At 59.0% G+C, this 15,824-nt stretch carries 16 protein-coding genes; 6 read left to right on the plus strand and 10 right to left on the minus strand.

The features are described from left to right. Positions 1 to 210: hypothetical protein (locus ACWXWJ_RS09400; protein ID WP_473964232.1), on the minus strand; the 210-nt coding region annotated here is incomplete at its 3' end. Between the two features lie 548 nt (positions 211 to 758). Between ACWXWJ_RS09400 and ACWXWJ_RS09405 the strand changes: the two genes are divergently transcribed. Continuing rightward, a complete protein-coding gene (locus ACWXWJ_RS09405) occupies positions 759 to 1,934 on the plus strand; it encodes an acyl-CoA dehydrogenase family protein (protein ID WP_293791030.1) in 1,176 nt (391 codons plus the stop codon). Between the two features lie 24 nt (positions 1,935 to 1,958). Here ACWXWJ_RS09405 and ACWXWJ_RS09410 read toward each other — a convergent pair whose 3' ends face one another. Continuing rightward, complete coding sequence (locus tag ACWXWJ_RS09410; RefSeq protein ID WP_448308154.1) at positions 1,959 to 2,837, minus strand: enoyl-CoA hydratase/isomerase family protein; 879 nt, start codon at positions 2,835 to 2,837, stop codon at positions 1,959 to 1,961. A 10-nt stretch (positions 2,838 to 2,847) separates the two neighbouring features. Continuing rightward, complete coding sequence (locus tag ACWXWJ_RS09415; RefSeq protein WP_293791028.1) at positions 2,848 to 3,852, minus strand: LysR family transcriptional regulator; 1,005 nt, start codon at positions 3,850 to 3,852, stop codon at positions 2,848 to 2,850. Positions 3,853 to 3,922: 70 nt separating this feature from the next. Here ACWXWJ_RS09415 and ACWXWJ_RS09420 point away from each other — a divergent pair, with 70 nt between their 5' ends. Continuing rightward, positions 3,923 to 4,927 (plus strand): SLAC1 family transporter, encoded by a 1,005-nt coding sequence (locus tag ACWXWJ_RS09420; protein ID WP_448308152.1) that lies wholly within the window; start codon positions 3,923 to 3,925, stop codon positions 4,925 to 4,927. Positions 4,928 to 4,953: 26 nt separating this feature from the next. Here the strand turns inward: ACWXWJ_RS09420 and ACWXWJ_RS09425 are convergent, their stop codons facing one another. Continuing rightward, entirely contained in the window at positions 4,954 to 5,562 is a 609-nt protein-coding gene (locus ACWXWJ_RS09425; protein WP_473964233.1) for an isochorismatase family protein, read from the minus strand. Between the two features lie 70 nt (positions 5,563 to 5,632). After that, complete coding sequence (glyA, locus tag ACWXWJ_RS09430; protein ID WP_473964234.1) at positions 5,633 to 6,943, minus strand: serine hydroxymethyltransferase; 1,311 nt, start codon at positions 6,941 to 6,943, stop codon at positions 5,633 to 5,635. A gap of 206 nt (positions 6,944 to 7,149) precedes the next feature. Here glyA and coaA point away from each other — a divergent pair, with 206 nt between their 5' ends. Further along, positions 7,150 to 8,067, plus strand: coding sequence for a type I pantothenate kinase (gene coaA, locus ACWXWJ_RS09435; RefSeq protein ID WP_473964235.1), 918 nt, complete (start codon positions 7,150 to 7,152; stop codon positions 8,065 to 8,067). A 14-nt stretch (positions 8,068 to 8,081) separates the two neighbouring features. Here the strand turns inward: coaA and ACWXWJ_RS09440 are convergent, their stop codons facing one another. The 3 genes from ACWXWJ_RS09440 to mca form a co-directional block, all read right to left on the minus strand. Then, positions 8,082 to 8,852, minus strand: coding sequence for an isoprenyl transferase (locus ACWXWJ_RS09440; RefSeq protein ID WP_473964236.1), 771 nt, complete (start codon positions 8,850 to 8,852; stop codon positions 8,082 to 8,084). Positions 8,853 to 8,862: 10 nt separating this feature from the next. Then, a complete protein-coding gene (locus tag ACWXWJ_RS09445; RefSeq protein WP_293791022.1) occupies positions 8,863 to 9,306 on the minus strand; it encodes a hypothetical protein in 444 nt (147 codons plus the stop codon). A gap of 103 nt (positions 9,307 to 9,409) precedes the next feature. Further along, the gene (gene mca / locus ACWXWJ_RS09450; protein ID WP_473964237.1) at positions 9,410 to 10,309 is read right to left on the minus strand and encodes a mycothiol conjugate amidase Mca; all 900 of its coding nucleotides are present in this window, start codon (positions 10,307 to 10,309) and stop codon (positions 9,410 to 9,412) included. Between the two features lie 109 nt (positions 10,310 to 10,418). On the opposite strand from mca, the gene ACWXWJ_RS09455 reads away from it, so the two are divergent. Both ACWXWJ_RS09455 and greA read left to right on the plus strand, forming a co-directional pair. Beyond that, the gene (locus ACWXWJ_RS09455) at positions 10,419 to 10,853 is read left to right on the plus strand and encodes a DUF4307 domain-containing protein (protein ID WP_448308146.1); all 435 of its coding nucleotides are present in this window, start codon (positions 10,419 to 10,421) and stop codon (positions 10,851 to 10,853) included. Positions 10,854 to 10,977: 124 nt separating this feature from the next. Then, on the plus strand, positions 10,978 to 11,499 hold the full coding sequence (gene greA, locus ACWXWJ_RS09460) for a transcription elongation factor GreA (protein ID WP_011273903.1): 522 nt from the start codon (positions 10,978 to 10,980) through the stop codon (positions 11,497 to 11,499). A 559-nt stretch (positions 11,500 to 12,058) separates the two neighbouring features. Here the strand turns inward: greA and ACWXWJ_RS09465 are convergent. Beyond that, on the minus strand, positions 12,059 to 12,949 hold the full coding sequence (locus ACWXWJ_RS09465) for a Bax inhibitor-1/YccA family protein (RefSeq protein WP_293791019.1): 891 nt from the start codon (positions 12,947 to 12,949) through the stop codon (positions 12,059 to 12,061). A 206-nt stretch (positions 12,950 to 13,155) separates the two neighbouring features. Here ACWXWJ_RS09465 and ACWXWJ_RS09470 point away from each other — a divergent pair, with 206 nt between their 5' ends. Further along, positions 13,156 to 14,757 (plus strand): succinic semialdehyde dehydrogenase, encoded by a 1,602-nt coding sequence (locus ACWXWJ_RS09470; RefSeq protein ID WP_473964238.1) that lies wholly within the window; start codon positions 13,156 to 13,158, stop codon positions 14,755 to 14,757. A gap of 7 nt (positions 14,758 to 14,764) precedes the next feature. Here ACWXWJ_RS09470 and ACWXWJ_RS09475 read toward each other — a convergent pair whose 3' ends face one another. Then, positions 14,765 to 15,823: an NAD(P)-binding domain-containing protein gene (locus ACWXWJ_RS09475; RefSeq protein ID WP_473964239.1), complete on the minus strand. Its 1,059-nt coding sequence runs from the start codon at positions 15,821 to 15,823 to the stop codon at positions 14,765 to 14,767. Position 15,824 lies beyond the last annotated feature (1 nt).

Here is a 15,824-nt window from a genome sequence, read left to right on the forward strand (position 1 = left end):
CAACGAGGCTGAATGAGATAAAGAAAAAGGCGAGGATGAGCCCGATAGTTCGGACCCTTCCTCGCCCTTTCTTTTTGCCTTGCGGCAAAAAGTTGGTTCCGATGGTGACGAGCCACCGAAAAGCCAGTTCCGGTAAACGGTTGCCAGGTGACGAAGCTGACTGCCGTGAAGTAGCCGGATAAACAACCGCAGCACTTCATAAGAAGCCACGACTAGAGCACATGAGTATGCAGGGAGAAGAGAGAAACCCGCAACGCATGTTCAACGCTCCAGCGATGTGAACCTTCCTTAGTACTGCAACATATTCCACAACTGCAGTGCGCCTCAGGTGACTAGCCTGCGACACATCCATGAGGTTAGCCAACCCTCACTTCGGTTGTCAATATTTAAACAACAAAAATGTTGATTAAATGGTTGACCTGTGCTTTTGTGGCGCGAAATCAACTCACCCTCCCCCTTGGGGGAACGATTCCCACATGCGAGGAATTCGTCAGTGTGCCTTCGCCCGACATCGAGGGGTTTTCTTGTACTTCTCGAACAAGAAGATGCTATTCTCATAAGCAACGCAGAGATGCACGTCACAATGCGGGCTTGCTATCGAGCTGCAACACAATAACTCTCTATAGCCGACGCTGATGCTTAAGAATCTGGCCGAACGCATGACGAGTGCACAAGAGACATACAGAGACCTACAGAATCTCAACGTCTCAACCGGTTCAGTATTCAAGCAACCAACGTCTTGGTTTTGAAAGGAACCCATGAAGAACTTCCTGCCACGCAACATTTTCGAAGAAGAGCACAACATGTTCCGCGAGGCCTGCGCGGACTTCGTGAAGGCCGAGATTGCCCCGAACGTCGACCGCTGGCACGAGCAGGGCTACTGCGACCGTGAGATGTACCAGAAGGCCGGCCAGCAGGGCCTGCTGGGCATGATGGCTCCGGAGGAGTTCGGCGGCGGTGGAATGGAGAACGACTACCGCTTCAACGCTGTGCTGACCGAGGAGCTGGCCAAGGCTGACTCCGGCTCCGTCATCGTGGGCATCCAGACCATCAACGACCTGGTCATCCCCTACCTGCAGCGCTTCGGTAACGACGAGCAGAAGGAGCGCTTCCTGAAGCCGCTCTGTGCTGGTGAGAAGATCGCTGCTCTGGCTATGACCGAGCCGGGCGCAGGTGCTGACCTGGCTGGCATCCGTACCTTCGCAAAGAAGGACGAGAACGGCGACTACATCGTCAACGGCGCCAAGACCTTCATCTCCAACGGTGTCCAGGCTGACTTCACCCTGCTGGTCGTTGTGACCAACCCGGAGAAGGGTCGCGCCGGCGTTTCCATGCTGATCGTCGAGGACGGCATGGAGGGCTACACCAAGACCGGTCCGCTGAAGAAGGTCGGCCTGAAGTCCCAGGACACCGCTGAGCTGTCCTTCGAGGACACCCGCGTTCCGAAGGAGAACCTGCTGGGCGAAGAGGGCGCTGCATTCGGCTACCTGCGCACCAACCTGGCTCAGGAGCGCCTGTCCATCGCCGTCGGCTCCATCGCTACCTCCCGCCGCGCATTCGATCTGGTGTACAAGCACTCTCAGGATCGCAAGACCTTCGGTCAGCGCCTGATCGACCACCAGGCATACCGCTGGGAGCTGGCCAAGATGGCTACCAACATTCAGACCTCCCAGTCCTTCGTTGATGCCTGCATCATGGAGAAGGTCAACGGCACCCTGGACGAGGTCACCGGTGCAATGGCCAAGTACCAGACCACTGAGCTGCAGATTGAGGTCGTCAACGAGGCACTGCAGCTGCACGGCGGTTACGGCTTCATGCTGGAGTACCCGATCTCCACGCACTACCTGGACTCCCGCGTACAGCCGATCTACGGCGGCCCGAACGAGATCATGATCGAGATCATCTCTCGCCGCCTGGCCAAGGGCGAGAAGTAGGGCTCTAAAAGTAGGGCTCTAGCCCTACTCCCCCTTAAACTGCGGTGGTCGCTTTCCTACGAAAGCAGCCACCGCTTCGCTATGGTCAGCGGTGTTAAACAGACGCAACTGCGCGTCGGCCTCAGCCGCCGCTGCCTCACTGATAGCCGCGGCATTCTTAACCAGCGCCTTCATCTCCTTATAGGCCGCCGTCGGCCCATTGGCGAAAGATACCGCCAACTTCTCTGCCGTGGCCTCTAGCTCTTCTGGCTTCACCAGGTTCTCGACCAGTCCTAGCCCATAAGCCTCGTCAGCGGGAACTTTTCGATCCAGAAGCAGCAACTGCAGGGCTTTCGCCCTCCCTACACAATCCACCAGTGTCTTCGACAGTCCGGAGTCCGCGGCTAGTCCCACACCAGTGAACGCACCTTTAAACGACGCAGCCGTTGACATCACGCGGAAGTCGCAGGCCATCGCAAGCCCCCAGCCGGCTCCTGCCGCTGGTCCCTGTAGCACGGCAATGGTCGGCACGGTGATGCCGGTGAGCTGCTCGACCATCGGGTTGTACTCCTCCACAACCTTCTCCATCCCCGTGCGGTTCTGCGTATCCTGCAGCTGCTCTTTCAGGTCCTGCCCGGAGCAAAAGGCCTTACCAGCAGCCCGCAGTACGACTGCACGCACGGCGGATCCAGGTTCCTGCGAATCCTTTTGCGCCTCGCGGAATGCATCAATCAGCGCAAGCCGCAGCGCCTTATCCAGCGAGTTGTATGCCTCCGGGCGGTTGATGGTGATGTAGCGTACGGCTCCAACTGTGGAGACCTGCACGATGTCGCCCGCCGTCGTCGACGCAGCGGCAGTGCTTGGAGAGTTAGCGGTGTTCGCAGTGTTAACAGAGTTAGCAGAGTTTGGAATGTCCTGAGTCATAGAACAAACTCTAGGCCATCTGCCCGTCAGCTTGGCTCGCAAGGAAGCTCAGGAAACGGAGGGCCGGCTCGGAGAGGCGGTTCTTCGAGCTCCACACCACTCGCAGCGGCCGGTCGAACTTGACTCCGGCCACCGGAACCTCCACGTACTGCCCAGTAGCTAGTTGCGACGCTACGGCTCTTCGCGCGATCACCCCTGGCGCCCCGATCGCACCGATTGCCGTACGTTGAGCCCCCAGGGAACCAAATTCCCCCGCCGGTGGAGCGAGCTCGCCCAACACTGCCTCCACCACTTCCCTGGTGCCGCTTCCCGGTTCGCGTAGCACCAAAGGCGTGGACTTCAACTCGTTTTTCGTCACTATTTTTTCTCTTGACGCCGTTTTCCCCGGCTTAGTGTCCGAATGACCATGATCGTTGGCCTGCGCCCAGGGGTGTTCTGCAGGTGCGACAACCACCAGTTCATCGTGCCCCAGCACCCGCTGGTGCAGTTCGTGTGTGACCCAGTTTCCCTCTACTACCGCCAGTTCCGCCTGGCCCTGGACAACCTGGCGCTGCGCCTCTTGGCTATTGAGTTGCCGCATATGCAGATGAGTCTGTGGGCTGGTGCGCAAATACTTCGCTGCCCAACGTGGGTAATCCAATTCCGCCACGGTGTTCGAGGCCACGAGTTTAACCTCTTCGACAACGCCTTCTCCCAGTGCTTCTTCAAGGCCACGAGCGCATTCGTCGAGCGCTTCTTCTAGGCTCTCCAGTACGCGGACGACCTGGCGGCCTACCTCCGTGGTGGAACTCCCTGCGGCTCCGCGCCAGAAGATGCGCGCATCTAGGTGTTTTTCCAACTTGGCAATGCGCATACTGACAGTCTGTTGCGAGACGTTCAGATGCTCTGCGGCCCGGTTCATGCCTCCATACCGAGCGACCGCGAGGACGGAATCTACTGTGAGGGCGTCAGGAACAAAGCCACGTTGAGCAGGGAAAGAATCCCCTTCGTTATCAAGATTCCTTTGGGGGTACATGCATTCATTGTAACCCTGTCCAGCACATACACTCTCCCGCTACTGCCGAGCACTGCCTAGCCTCGAGAATATGAGTACGAAGCACAGCAAGCCCGACCTACCGCCCCTAGGCCCCGGTTGGGCCGGAGCGGTGATGGGGCTGGGCATCACGGCGTCACTCATTGACATTCACCTGAGCTCAACGCTGGGGCACCTCCCTGCCGAGCTAATGCTTGGCGTGGCGACACTCCTCGCTTTGGCTCTCACCGTGGGGTTCCTTAGACATCGCAACCCGGGTTTCCACTCGAGCGCCATGCCGGCATGGGGAATGGCTTCCATGGGCATCCTCGCCTTGGGAAGTGCCTACTCCCTCATCTTCAGCAGCTGGTCAGTTCACACCTTCTGCTGGACCGTAGGGACCGTCCTTGGCGCGATCACGTGCGTGAAGTTCTTCCGCTATCTCTTTGTTAGCCGCCCAGCTCCCGCCTTTACCTGCGGGCTGCCCCTAGTAGCGCCTATGGTTGCCGCTACCGCCTCGGCTCAGCTGGCACCCCATGTGGGTGAGTGGGGCTCAACTGTGCACGGAATCGGGGTCGCATGCTTTGCCCTGGCCTGGGTGACGGCAGTACCGACATTTGCCTTCATCTACGCGCGCACCTTCCCGATCATCCCCGCCCAGTTCGCCACCACCGCGTGGATTCCGCTGGGACTCGTCGGCCAGTCCACCGTGGCCGCACAGTTGCTTGCGGGTAACCAGTGGCACTTCCGTGCCACGGTCTACGGCTTAGTAATACTGAGCGTTGGTATTCCCCTCGCCGGCTACGCCATTGTCGAACACTGGGGAACAGCCCTGGGCAGTACCCCCATGCCTTATAACCCCACCTGGTGGGCCAGCACTTTCCCCGTGGGTACGTGCTGTCTTGGAACCCATACTCTGGCCGAAAAATCCACAAATTCCACGCTTCCGGTTTGGGATCTGGGATGGATGGACACCCTCAGCGCCGCCCTGCTGGCTTTACTTCTGCTGCACGTCATTTGGGCAGCATTCGGGGCTCGCAAGCTATCACGGCGACCGGACATCGCAATTGCCGACTAGCACGAAAGCAATGGGTGGGAGATGGCCTAGCCGCGGATGATCTCCGCGCCTGCGTCTTCCAGCTCCTGAATAGCGGACTTGCCGCCCTGCTCAGTCACCGCCGAGCACAGTTGCTCGATGACGCGCACGTGGAACCCAGCATTCAAAGCATCCAGCGCCGTGGCACGGACGCAGAAATCGGTGGCGATGCCCACAATCGTGACGTGTTCAACCTCCAAAGAGTTCAGCCACTGCTGTAGTGTCTGATCTTCGCCAGCCAGGTGGCCTTCGAAGCCCGAGTAGGCAGCGGTGTATTCCCCCTTGTGGAACCATACATCCACTAGCTCAGGGTTGAGCTCTGCACAGGGGTGTGCGCCATGAGTGTCGGCCACACAGTGAACGGGCCAGGTGTTCTTGTAGTCTGGCTCCTCACCCTCGGGCGCGAAATGGCCTTTGGGGTTGATATGCCAGTCGAGCGTGCCGACGATCGGAGGACGGGAAGCAACGGCTTCGCCATCTACACCTACTACCTTGCGCAACCAGGCATTGATACCGCGAGCGACATCCACGCCACGGGCGGTACCAAGGGATCCATCGACGAAGTCATTTTGAACGTCGACGACGATGATTGCCTTTTTCGAGTGGGTGTTGACCATTCCCGTTCCTTTGTCCTCCGGTCCTCAGTTTTTAGTCGCCAGCTAGTGGCAAGCGACTAGTGCAGCTGACCTAAACCAGCTTCCAGTCTTCCAGGCCGTCGTACAGAGGGAAGTCCTCTGCAATCTTGTCCACGCGGGCGCGGAGAGCGGACACGTCCGCATTACCGGCCAGAGCGGTACCGATGACATCGGCAACCTCGGTGAAGGCCTCCGTATCGAGCCCACGGGAAGCCAGGGCGGAGGTACCGATGCGCAGGCCGGAGGTGACCATCGGCGGACGTGGATCGAAAGGCACAGCGTTGCGGTTAACGGTGATGCCAACCTCGTGCAGCAGATCCTCACCCTGCTGGCCATCCAGCTGAGAGTTGCGCAGATCTACCAGCACCAGGTGCACGTCAGTGCCACCCGTGAGGACCTGCACGCCAGCGTCCTTCGTATCCTGTGCGTTCAGACGCTCAGCCAGGATCTTTGCGCCTTCCAAAGTGCGCTTCTGGCGGTCGCGGAACTCGTCAGTCTGGGCCACCTTCATGGCCACTGCCTTCGCGGCGACAGCGTGCATCAGCGGTCCGCCCTGCTGCCCCGGGAATACGGAGGAGTTCAGTTTCTTGGCGTACTCCTGCTTGGCCAGGATCATGCCGGAACGCGGGCCACCCAGCGTCTTGTGAACGGTAGTAGAGACAACGTCTGCATGCGGAACCGGGGACGGGTGCAGGTCTGCGGCTACCAGACCAGCGAAGTGCGCCATGTCCACCCACAGCTTCGCACCAACCTCTTCCGCGATGGACTTGAACGCTGCGAAGTCCTGGTGACGCGGGTACGCGGACCAGCCGGCAATCAGCACCTGTGGCTTTTCGGCAATAGCCTGCTCGCGGATCTTGTCCATATCCAGGCGGAAGGTCTCCGGATCCACCTCGTAGGCAGCAACCTCGTAGAGCTTGCCGGAGAAGTTCAGGTGCATACCGTGGGTCAGGTGGCCACCGTGTGCCAGGGACAGGCCCATGATCTTGTCACCCGGGTTAGCCAGAGCCATCAGCACCGCAGCGTTGGCCTGTGCACCGGCGTGCGGCTGAACATTGGCGAATTCCGCGCCAAAGACCTGCTTAGCGCGCTCTCGAGCCAGATCCTCGATGATATCCACGTGCTCGCAACCGCCGTAGTAGCGGCGCCCCGGGTAGCCCTCGGCGTACTTGTTAGTCAGAACCGAACCCTGTGCCTGCAATACGGCACGCGGAACAAAGTTCTCCGAGGCGATCATCTCCAGCGTGGTGCGCTGACGTCGCAGCTCACCCGCGATAGCCTCCGCAACCTGCGGATCCAGCTCCGCCAGAGGAGTGTTGTGCTGTAAGGAGTTCTGTGTGGACGAATTCTGCGGAGAAGTCACGTCGACGAGGGCCTTCCATTTGTGGATGAAAATGTGGACGAAATGAAATAAGGCGAAAGATAGAACTTTTGCTTATCTGCCCCACCATCATAGCGAGTGGTTAGGGCACCACCCCCAGGCAACCCAGCTCACCGGCTCGAACTCCCCAATACTTCCTTTCCCCCTTTCAATTTCACCTTGCCCCTTTTTCGGGGCACAATGGGGCTATGACTTCCCCCAGCCCTTACATTGAGCTGGACCGTACTCAGTGGCGCACGCTTAGAAAATCGATGCCCCAGGTCCTCACCGAAGATGAACTGGAACAACTCCGCGGCATCGGTGACGAAATTGACCTGGAAGAGGTCTCCGAGGTCTATCTGCCACTTTCGCGCCTCATTTTCCTGCGCGTTGAGGCACACCGTCGACTGAACGCCGCCACCGAAACCTTCCTGGGCGAGCCTTTGCCACCAATCCCCTACATCATTGGTGTGTGTGGTTCCGTAGCCGTCGGCAAATCCACCACTGCCCGCGTGCTGCAGGTTCTACTGCAACGCTGGGAAACAAACCCGCGGGTGGATCTCGTCACCACCGACGGCTTCCTGCTGCCCACCGCCGAGCTGGAACGTCGCAGACTCATGCACCGAAAGGGCTTCCCGGAATCCTATGACCAGGCCGAATTGCTGAGCTTTGTCACCAAGGTGAAATCCGGCACCCAGAAGGTTGAAGCGCCCGTGTACTCACACGAGGCCTACGACCGAATCCCCGACGAAACTATCACGGTCGATCGCCCGGATATTCTGATCGTCGAGGGATTGAATGTTTTGCAGACTGGCCCCACCCTCATGGTGTCCGACCTCTTTGACTTCTCCGTCTACGTCGACGCCCGGCGTGAGGACATCGAAGACTGGTATATCGACCGCTTCCTACGCCTCAAGAACACCGCATTTAAGGATCCGGAGGCTCACTTCCACCACTTCGCCGACCTCAGCGATGAAGAAGCCACCCTTGTCGCCCGCGAGATCTGGCAGACCGTGAACCTTCCCAACCTGATGGAGAACATTCTGCCCACCCGTGTGCGCGCCTCCTTGGTTCTTCGCAAGGGACCCGATCACCTAGTGCAAAAGGTGCGCATGCGGAAAATCTAGGCTCCAGAAATCCTCTACAGCCCAAAGCGACGATGCCGCTGCGAGTAATCACGCAACGCACGTAGGAAATCTACGCGCCTAAAGGCTGGCCAATACGTATCCGTAAACCAAATCTCGGAGTAAGCCGACTGCCACAAGAGGAACCCCGACAATCGCTGCTCCCCTGACGTCCGAATCACCAGATCCGGATCCGGCTGACCAGAGGTATACATGTGGTTGCCCAACGCCTCCGCCGTAATGGCCTCTGCCATATCCTCCGGCGCGGTTCCCTGCTCAGCCAGTTCAGCCACCAGGGTCTGCACAGCGTCCACGATCTCCTGGCGGCCTCCATAACCCACCGCCACGTTCACACGCACACCTGTGTGATCCTTCGTCTTGGCCTGGTTTTCCTCTAAACGAACACGCAGCTGCTCCGGCAAAAGTTCTAGGTGGCCGACGGTCCTTAGCTGGAATCCGGCGTCGGAATCCGCCAGTTCTTCCGCAACATCGCCGATGATGCTGCACAACAGCGAGAGCTCCTCCGCAGAGCGCTTCAAATTCTCGGTGCTGAGCAAGTAGACGGTTACGGTCTCAATTCCCAGCTCATCGCACCAGCCGCACATCTCCGCGATCTTCTTCGCCCCCACGCGGTGACCATGCGAAACATCCGTGAACCCATTCTCACGTGCCCAGCGCCGATTGCCATCGGCCATGATGGCAACGTGCTTCGGCATAGGCTTTTCTCGCAGCGAACGCGCTAAGCTCGCCTCATATGCCGGGTAGAGCAGTTGGGGGATACGATTCACAATCTTGATCTTACTGCTTCGGCGGTTCTTCGCGGTCTGCCTTCTCGGCTTTCTCAGCGTTTTCGACGCCCTTAGCCCGCGCCCGTTCAGCATCAATAGCAGCCGGCCCCGTGAGTGTGCCGGAGGAGGGCAAGAAACGATCGTCGGTCTGTGGCACCTCGGTGCGGGCGAACATGGATCGCTTGCTAGCAGTCTCGTCAAAGCCCTCAGCCTTCATCGCTGCTTCCAGCTTCTCCGTGTCGAAGAGGCTAATACCACGTGCCTCAGCAAAGGCCTGACGGCGCTCAAGGCGACGGATGCGCTTGTTCATAGCGAAGCCAATGAGCAACACGACCAGAAGCAAAATGAGGATTACGAACAGGCCGATGGGTGCAGCCTTGCCAAACTCTGCACCCTTTGGGCCAGTGCGCTCTGCCTGGGCCAAGATCCACGTGGCAGTGCTGGCGGTGTTCATCGCTGGAAACTCCTTAAGTCCTCTTTGGCCATCAACTGTAGTTTGTCGGCTGCGTGTGGGAAAACCTGAGCAGCTAGAACTAGTTCAGCGGGCGGCGTCGATACTAGTCCAAGCCTGCGAACAGATCCGTCTCCGGGATCTCGCTGTGCACGCGCGACTGCGCCAGCTCGAACTCCTCGGTGGGCCAGATCTTCTGCTGCAGCTCTGTATCTGCCAAGAAGAACGCTCCCTTCGGATCGATCTGGGTACGGTGAGCTCGAAGAGCATCGTCGCGACGCTCAAACCAATCGGCAACATTTACACGAGTCGTCACCCGGGACAGAATATCCGGCAGTTGCTTCCACAACTGCAAGTGCTGGACGACATTCTCGGGCAGCTGCACGCCCTGTTCATACAGTGCGGTTGCTAGATCCTCGAAGCGTTCGCGAATAAAGCCGTGGGTGTAGTAGAGCTTTTTAGGCTCCCAAGGTTCCCCCAGCTCCGGGTGGAAATCTGGATCACCGGCAGCCTCCCAAGCGCGCATGGATACCGCGTGTACCTTGATGTGATCCGGGTGCGGGTATCCCCCGTGCTCGTCGTACGTGATGATCACGTGCGGGCGGAACTCGCGGATCACTCGCACGACATCCTTCGTGACTTCCTCCGTATCCTGCAGCGCAAAGCACCCCTCCGGCAGAGGTGGCTTCGGATCCCCCTCCGGCAGGCCGGAATCCTCATAGCCCAGCCATTCGTGCTCTACTCCCAGAATGCTTGCGGCTTGGGCCATCTCCTCACGGCGCACCTCGATCATCTCGCCGATGCCCTGTTCTGCCACGGACTGCATCTCCGGGTTCAGAATGTCCCCCCGCTCGCCGCCGGTGCAGGTCAGCACCTTCACCCGGTGGCCTTCGTCGACATAGCGTGCCATGGTCGCCGCACCCTTGCTGGACTCATCGTCCGGGTGCGCATGGATAGCCAGCAGACGGTATCGCGAATCAGAGGCGGAAGATGTCGTATTACTCACGATTTCACAATCTACTCTTCATCCCTCCCCTACCCAATAAAATCGCTGCCTGTTGTGGGCTGGGGATGAAGGCGTCATAAAGAAAGGGGTGGGCTAGACTAGAGACATCATGAACGCGGCGAAGAACAGCATCCAAGAAGAGCGTTACGGCGAAACACGCAACCAGAAATTCTCCGGGAAAATCGTTGTGGTGATCCTGGCGGTCATGCTGGCCGCGGCGCTGGCCTACGCGGTGAATCAATACTTGCGCACGTCGGATGCGGACGTAACGGCCCAGGAATCCGGTGGCGAGATCGTTTCGGATGAGCGCATGACAATGAGCATCGACGTGACTCGCAAGGATCCCCAGAAGGCTGCCTATTGCATCGTCACAGCTCTGGATTATGACAAAAACGAAGTCGGACGCCGCGAGTTCGTCATCCCCGCCGGTGGCGAGAGCGTGCAGCGATTCAAGGTTGACATTCCGACCCGCGAACGAGGCTACGCGGCCACTGCCTATGGTTGCTCCAGCACGCTTGCCCCTCACCTAAATCCGCAAAACTAGCGCCTGCCTTGGCAGTCTGTCTCCGGCTCCTACGCTAAATGCTAGACTTTCCACGCCTATTGATTAATCTATTGACGCCCACGTGGGAGACCGCGTGAACCTTCAACGAAGACGGGAGAACCCAATGGCCGAGAACCAGACTCGCTGGCTGACTCAGGAATCTTACGACCGACTGAACGCGGAGCTGACGGCTCTGAAGGAGAACCGTCCGGTGCTGGCCGCTGAGATTAACGAGCGCCGTGAAGAAGGTGACTTGAAGGAGAACGGTGGCTACCACGCGGCTCGCGAGCAGCAGGGGCAGGAGGAAGCACGCATCACCTACCTGGAGGAGCTGCTGGATAGCGCCACTATCGGTGAGGCTCCGCAGGAGTCCGGCGTGGCACTGGTTGGTTCCGTGATCCACGTCTACTACGACGGTGACGAGGACGATAAGGAGACCTTCCTGATCGGCACCCGTGGCCTGGAGTCCTCCAACCCTGATTTGGAGACTTACTCCACCGATGCACCGCTGGGCGCGGCCATTGTCGGTGCTAAGGTCGGCGAGACCCGCGAGTACCAGACTCCCGCCGGGGATACCGTCTCTGTGACGATCGTTTCTGCTGAGCCTTACGACCCCGACCTGGACGTTCCGCGCGCGGATCAGTAGTTTCCGACTGGCGGTGGTTGCTGGCTGTGGTGTGGCAATGGCATTTGCTGCAGCTGGCGATGGTTTTGTAAACCAGAAATGAAAAGGGCGCCTGCGGGCGCCCTTTTTCTTGTTCCAGGGGACGATCTGGGGTCTCCTAGCCTCAGGAAAGGGTCTGCCCCGCCCCTTCCAAGCCCGTCTTTTGCTGCGGAATGTCGCTAGATCGGGAATCTGTTATTGCAATCCATTCCCTTTTCATCAAAACAGCAGGTCAGAGAGTTGCTCAAAATTCGCACCGGACGAAAACGCTTCTACTTTCCCGATCTAGCGACATTCCCCGCCGACCACACCTCTGCAAGTGCCACAGCCACCGACTAATGAGCAATTCCAGCGGAAGCAACAGCCCACAAGCAAGCCAGCGGAAGCAGCAGTCGGCACAGGACAGCAAAAGGGAGCCCCCGGGAAAATCCGGAGGCTCCCTAGACAACTAACGCTCGGCGCCCCGTTGTCGGTACCTCATTGCCGGCGCCCCATTATGCAAGGCGCCTGAACCTCAAGGCACTAGCACTAACCTTTCCTGCTAGTCCCTGAAGTAAGAGAGCAGGCGCAGGATCTCGGTGTAAAGCCAGACCAGGGTCACAGCCAGCCCCATTGCCACGCCCCAAGCCATCTTGGATGGAACACCAGCACGTACCATGCGATCAGCCTGGTCAAAGTCCAGCAGGAAGCTCATCGCTGCAATACCAATGCAGACCAGGGAGAAGACAATGGCGATCGGGCCACCGTCGCGCAGGATACCTGCAGATCCCGTAACCAGCGCAAACACCAGGTTGCCCAGCGCCAAAACCAGCACGCCGATCATTGCCCCTACCATGAAACGGGTGAACTTCGGCGTTACGCGAATAGCGCCCGTCTTATAAACAAACAGCATGCCAATGAACACGCCAATGGTGCCCAATACCGCCTGGGCGATCAACATGCCGGCGTCGGAATCACCGACCGCAGCACCGGAAAGCAAGAAGGTAAAGCCACCGACGAACAAGCCCTCAAAAGCCGCGTAGGTCAGAGTAACGGGAGCAGAATCGTACTTCTTGCCGAAAGCCGAAATCAGAACAGCAATCAGGCCACCGATCATGCCAACGAAAGTGAGCATCATTGCCAGGTCCGGGCTGCTGAGTCCAATGATGAAGTTCACCACTGCAAGTGCGACGATCACTGCCAGGGTGATGCCGGTTTTGGTGACAACATCGTCGACAGTCATCGGACGGTCGGCAGTCCCGGCCTGACCGTAGTTGGCAGCATCCTGCATGCCATAGCCCATAGCTGCGGTCTGTACGCCACCGTGGGCGGAGGTTGCGTAGGGGTTCATCCCCTGCTGCGGGCCGTAACCGCCCTGGTTTCCTTGCTGAGCAAAGGGGTGCCGGCCTTGGTTCTTGGCCAGCGACCCCATGAACGGGTTCGAGCTTTTCATTCCTTACTCTCCATTTTCTGCTGGTCATTGTGGAAGTTGGAAGCCACCAATCAACCGACCAGTGCACTTCCACCCTTTCGCGTACATCCTACCAACGTCTAAGCCTCCTCAAATGTTCCCAACACACATCAATTTACAACCTTTGTTTGCTTAAAAAACTTTTAGAACGAACACACTTCCCCAGCCTTTTAGGTAGTCTCCCAAACATGAAACGAACCAATTACAAGCGTCTTTCCGTAGCCGCTCTTCCTGCTGATCTAGAAGTAGAGCTGCGTAACCTCACCACCAATGCCCGCCTGCATAACCTCGATAATGATTACGACGGCAAGCGTCTCGACATCGAAGCCCCTTTCCTGGGCGAGACCATCGGCTGGGTCGCCAGCGGCTCTGCCGAGGATGTCACCGAAGCTTTCCGTTTCGCCCGCCGTGCCCAGCAGTCTTGGGTTCATGTCCCCTTTGCAGAGCGTAAGCGCATCTTCCGCCGCTTCCATGATCTTGTGCTGAAGAACTCAGACCTCCTATGTGACATGGTGCAGCTGGAAACTGGCAAAAACCGCGCTAGCTCGTTCGACGAGGTCATGGACGTTGCCAACAACGCCCGCTACTACGCCAACAACGTCGAGAAGTTTATGAAGCCCCGCAAGCGTGCTTCCGCGATGTCGATCATGGCGAAGTCGATTGAATACCGTCACCCCCTCGGCGTCGTCGGCCAAATTAGCCCGTGGAATTACCCGCTCTCCCTGGGCATCGGCGACGCGATTCCCGCACTTATCGCCGGCAACGCCGTAGTTGCCAAGCCCGACTCCGCTACGCCGTTCACCGCGCTTTTGATCTTTAAGCTGCTTTTCGACGCCGGGCTGCCGCGCGACCTGGTGCAGTTGGTTACCGGCTCAGGCCGCGTGGTTGGTAGTGCTATCGCAGACCAATGCGACTTTTTGATGTTCACCGGCTCCACCGCGACGGGCAAGATCCTGGGCGAGCAGGTGGGTCGACGTCTGGTCGGCTACTCTGCCGAGCTGGGTGGCAAGAACCCGCTGATTATCGCCAACGACGCGGACATCAGCTACGCAGCGCGCGGCGCGGTGGATGCTTGCTTCTCCAACTCCGGACAACTCTGCGTTTCCATCGAACGCATTTATGTGGAGCGGGCGTCTTATGAAGATTTCGTCGGCGCCTTTACTTCGCGCGTGCAGGCGATGAGCATTGGATCCGGGTTTGAATGGGAGACCCAGATGGGATCCCTGGCTTCCGCTGACCAGCTGTCGACCGTCCAGAAGTATGTTGAGGATGCCCGCGCAAGGGGCGCCAACATTGTGTGCGGTGGCCGCAAGCGTCCGGACTTGGGGCCATACTTCTACGAGCCGACCGTCCTGACGGACGTGCCGGAGGATGCGCTGCTGCGCACCGAAGAGGTGTTCGGCCCTGTGGTGTACATCGAGCCGGTGGAAGACCTGTACGACGCAATTGAACATGCCAATGACACGGATTATGGCCTGAATGCTTCTGTTTTCGCTGCTGATGAGACTGCTTGGCAGATCGGCCCGAAGATTGAGTCCGGCTCTGTTGCACTCAATGATGGCTACACCTCCAGCTGGGCGGCCATTGATAACCCAATGGGTGGCATGAAGGAATCTGGTATGTCCCACCGCCACGGTGCGGAAGGGCTGCAGAAGTACACGGCAACGCAGAACGTGACCTCGCAGCGTTTCATGTACTTCCGCGGCCCAGAATCCATGAGCCGCAAGACCTTCTCCACGGTCATGCTGAACCTGCTGAAGACGGGCAAGACCTTCCGTCTGCTGCCGTAGTCAGCCCCTATTGCCCACGGGTGGTCGCCACAACCTCGGCGGCTACCCGTTTTGCGTATACGCCCACGCCCGTGATGGTGGCGGAACCTGGTCCCACCCAATCGCCATAGCCCACGAGGAATAGTCCGGGAGGTTGGGGCGAGGGGGCGTCACCAGCAAAGGAAAGCAACCCGCGGAAAGGGCCGAGGGCCGGGCGGAAGCCGGTACACCAGATAAGGTGATCGGCGGAAACGTCGTCGAGGCTGTCGAACATCGGTGTGGCGCGTAGTAGGCCTGCGTCGCGGGTACGGCGGACGGCGGGGAGCATAACGATATCCCCCAAGGATGAATCCGCACCAGGGTCGGTGTGGCCAGCGGAAATGGCATGATAGCGCTCGCGGTTGCGACGAAAGAGCTCGGCACCGTCGATATCATCGGGCATCCAGCGGGGTGCATGGCGGACGTACCAGGTGACGTTGACCCGGCCTCCTTGTTCGCCGTCGAACTCAAGTAGATCGGCCGCAATCTGCGCACCGGAATTAGCCGCACCAACGACGGCTACGGAAGTGCCGGCGAAGCGCTCCGGACCAGGATAAGTGGCCGTGTGCCACTGTGTGCCCTTGAAAGTGCCCGGATAGTAGGGCACGAACGGAGCCGACCACGTGCCCGTTGCCGCCACCACTGTCCGTGCACGCCATGTCCGCGCTGTCCCGCCGTAGTGGCCGTGCAGGTGAAATAGGCCGGTTAGCTCATCGAAGTTCACGCGTTCGATGTGGGCTGGGCGGATCACGGGCAAGTTGTAGCGCTGCTCGTATTCGCGCAGGTAGGAAACCACATGGTCGGGTGGCGGGAAACCTTCATATCCCGGCATTGGCATGCCAGGCAGGTTCGAGAAAGTTGTGGCGGAAAACAGCCTCATCGCCGGCCACATGTGCTGCCAGGCACCGCCTGGCTGGGGTTGGTTGTCGAACACTGCGAAATTTACAGTTCGGCGGCCGCGGCGCTCCTCCCGACGCAGATAAAACGCGGTAGCCAGAGCCGCTTGTCCACCGCCGACGATGGCGCAGTCTAGAACGTGAGTATCCATG

It is taken from the genome of Corynebacterium sp. p3-SID1761 (assembly GCF_055862885.1).

Excerpts from the sequence above, each read along its gene's own strand:
- ACWXWJ_RS09405 (WP_293791030.1), top strand. The coding sequence starts at position 759 with ATGAAGAACTTCCTGCCACGCAACATTTTCGAAGAAGAGCACAACATG.
- ACWXWJ_RS09410 (WP_448308154.1), bottom strand. The coding sequence starts at position 2,837 with ATGACTCAGGACATTCCAAACTCTGCTAACTCTGTTAACACTGCGAAC.
- ACWXWJ_RS09415 (WP_293791028.1), bottom strand. The coding sequence starts at position 3,852 with ATGTACCCCCAAAGGAATCTTGATAACGAAGGGGATTCTTTCCCTGCT.
- ACWXWJ_RS09420 (WP_448308152.1), top strand. The coding sequence starts at position 3,923 with ATGAGTACGAAGCACAGCAAGCCCGACCTACCGCCCCTAGGCCCCGGT.
- ACWXWJ_RS09425 (WP_473964233.1), bottom strand. The coding sequence starts at position 5,562 with ATGGTCAACACCCACTCGAAAAAGGCAATCATCGTCGTCGACGTTCAA.
- coaA (WP_473964235.1), top strand. The coding sequence starts at position 7,150 with ATGACTTCCCCCAGCCCTTACATTGAGCTGGACCGTACTCAGTGGCGC.
- ACWXWJ_RS09445 (WP_293791022.1), bottom strand. The coding sequence starts at position 9,306 with ATGAACACCGCCAGCACTGCCACGTGGATCTTGGCCCAGGCAGAGCGC.
- ACWXWJ_RS09455 (WP_448308146.1), top strand. The coding sequence starts at position 10,419 with ATGAACGCGGCGAAGAACAGCATCCAAGAAGAGCGTTACGGCGAAACA.
- greA (WP_011273903.1), top strand. The coding sequence starts at position 10,978 with ATGGCCGAGAACCAGACTCGCTGGCTGACTCAGGAATCTTACGACCGA.
- ACWXWJ_RS09465 (WP_293791019.1), bottom strand. The coding sequence starts at position 12,949 with ATGAAAAGCTCGAACCCGTTCATGGGGTCGCTGGCCAAGAACCAAGGC.
- ACWXWJ_RS09470 (WP_473964238.1), top strand. The coding sequence starts at position 13,156 with ATGAAACGAACCAATTACAAGCGTCTTTCCGTAGCCGCTCTTCCTGCT.
- ACWXWJ_RS09475 (WP_473964239.1), bottom strand. The coding sequence starts at position 15,823 with ATGGATACTCACGTTCTAGACTGCGCCATCGTCGGCGGTGGACAAGCG.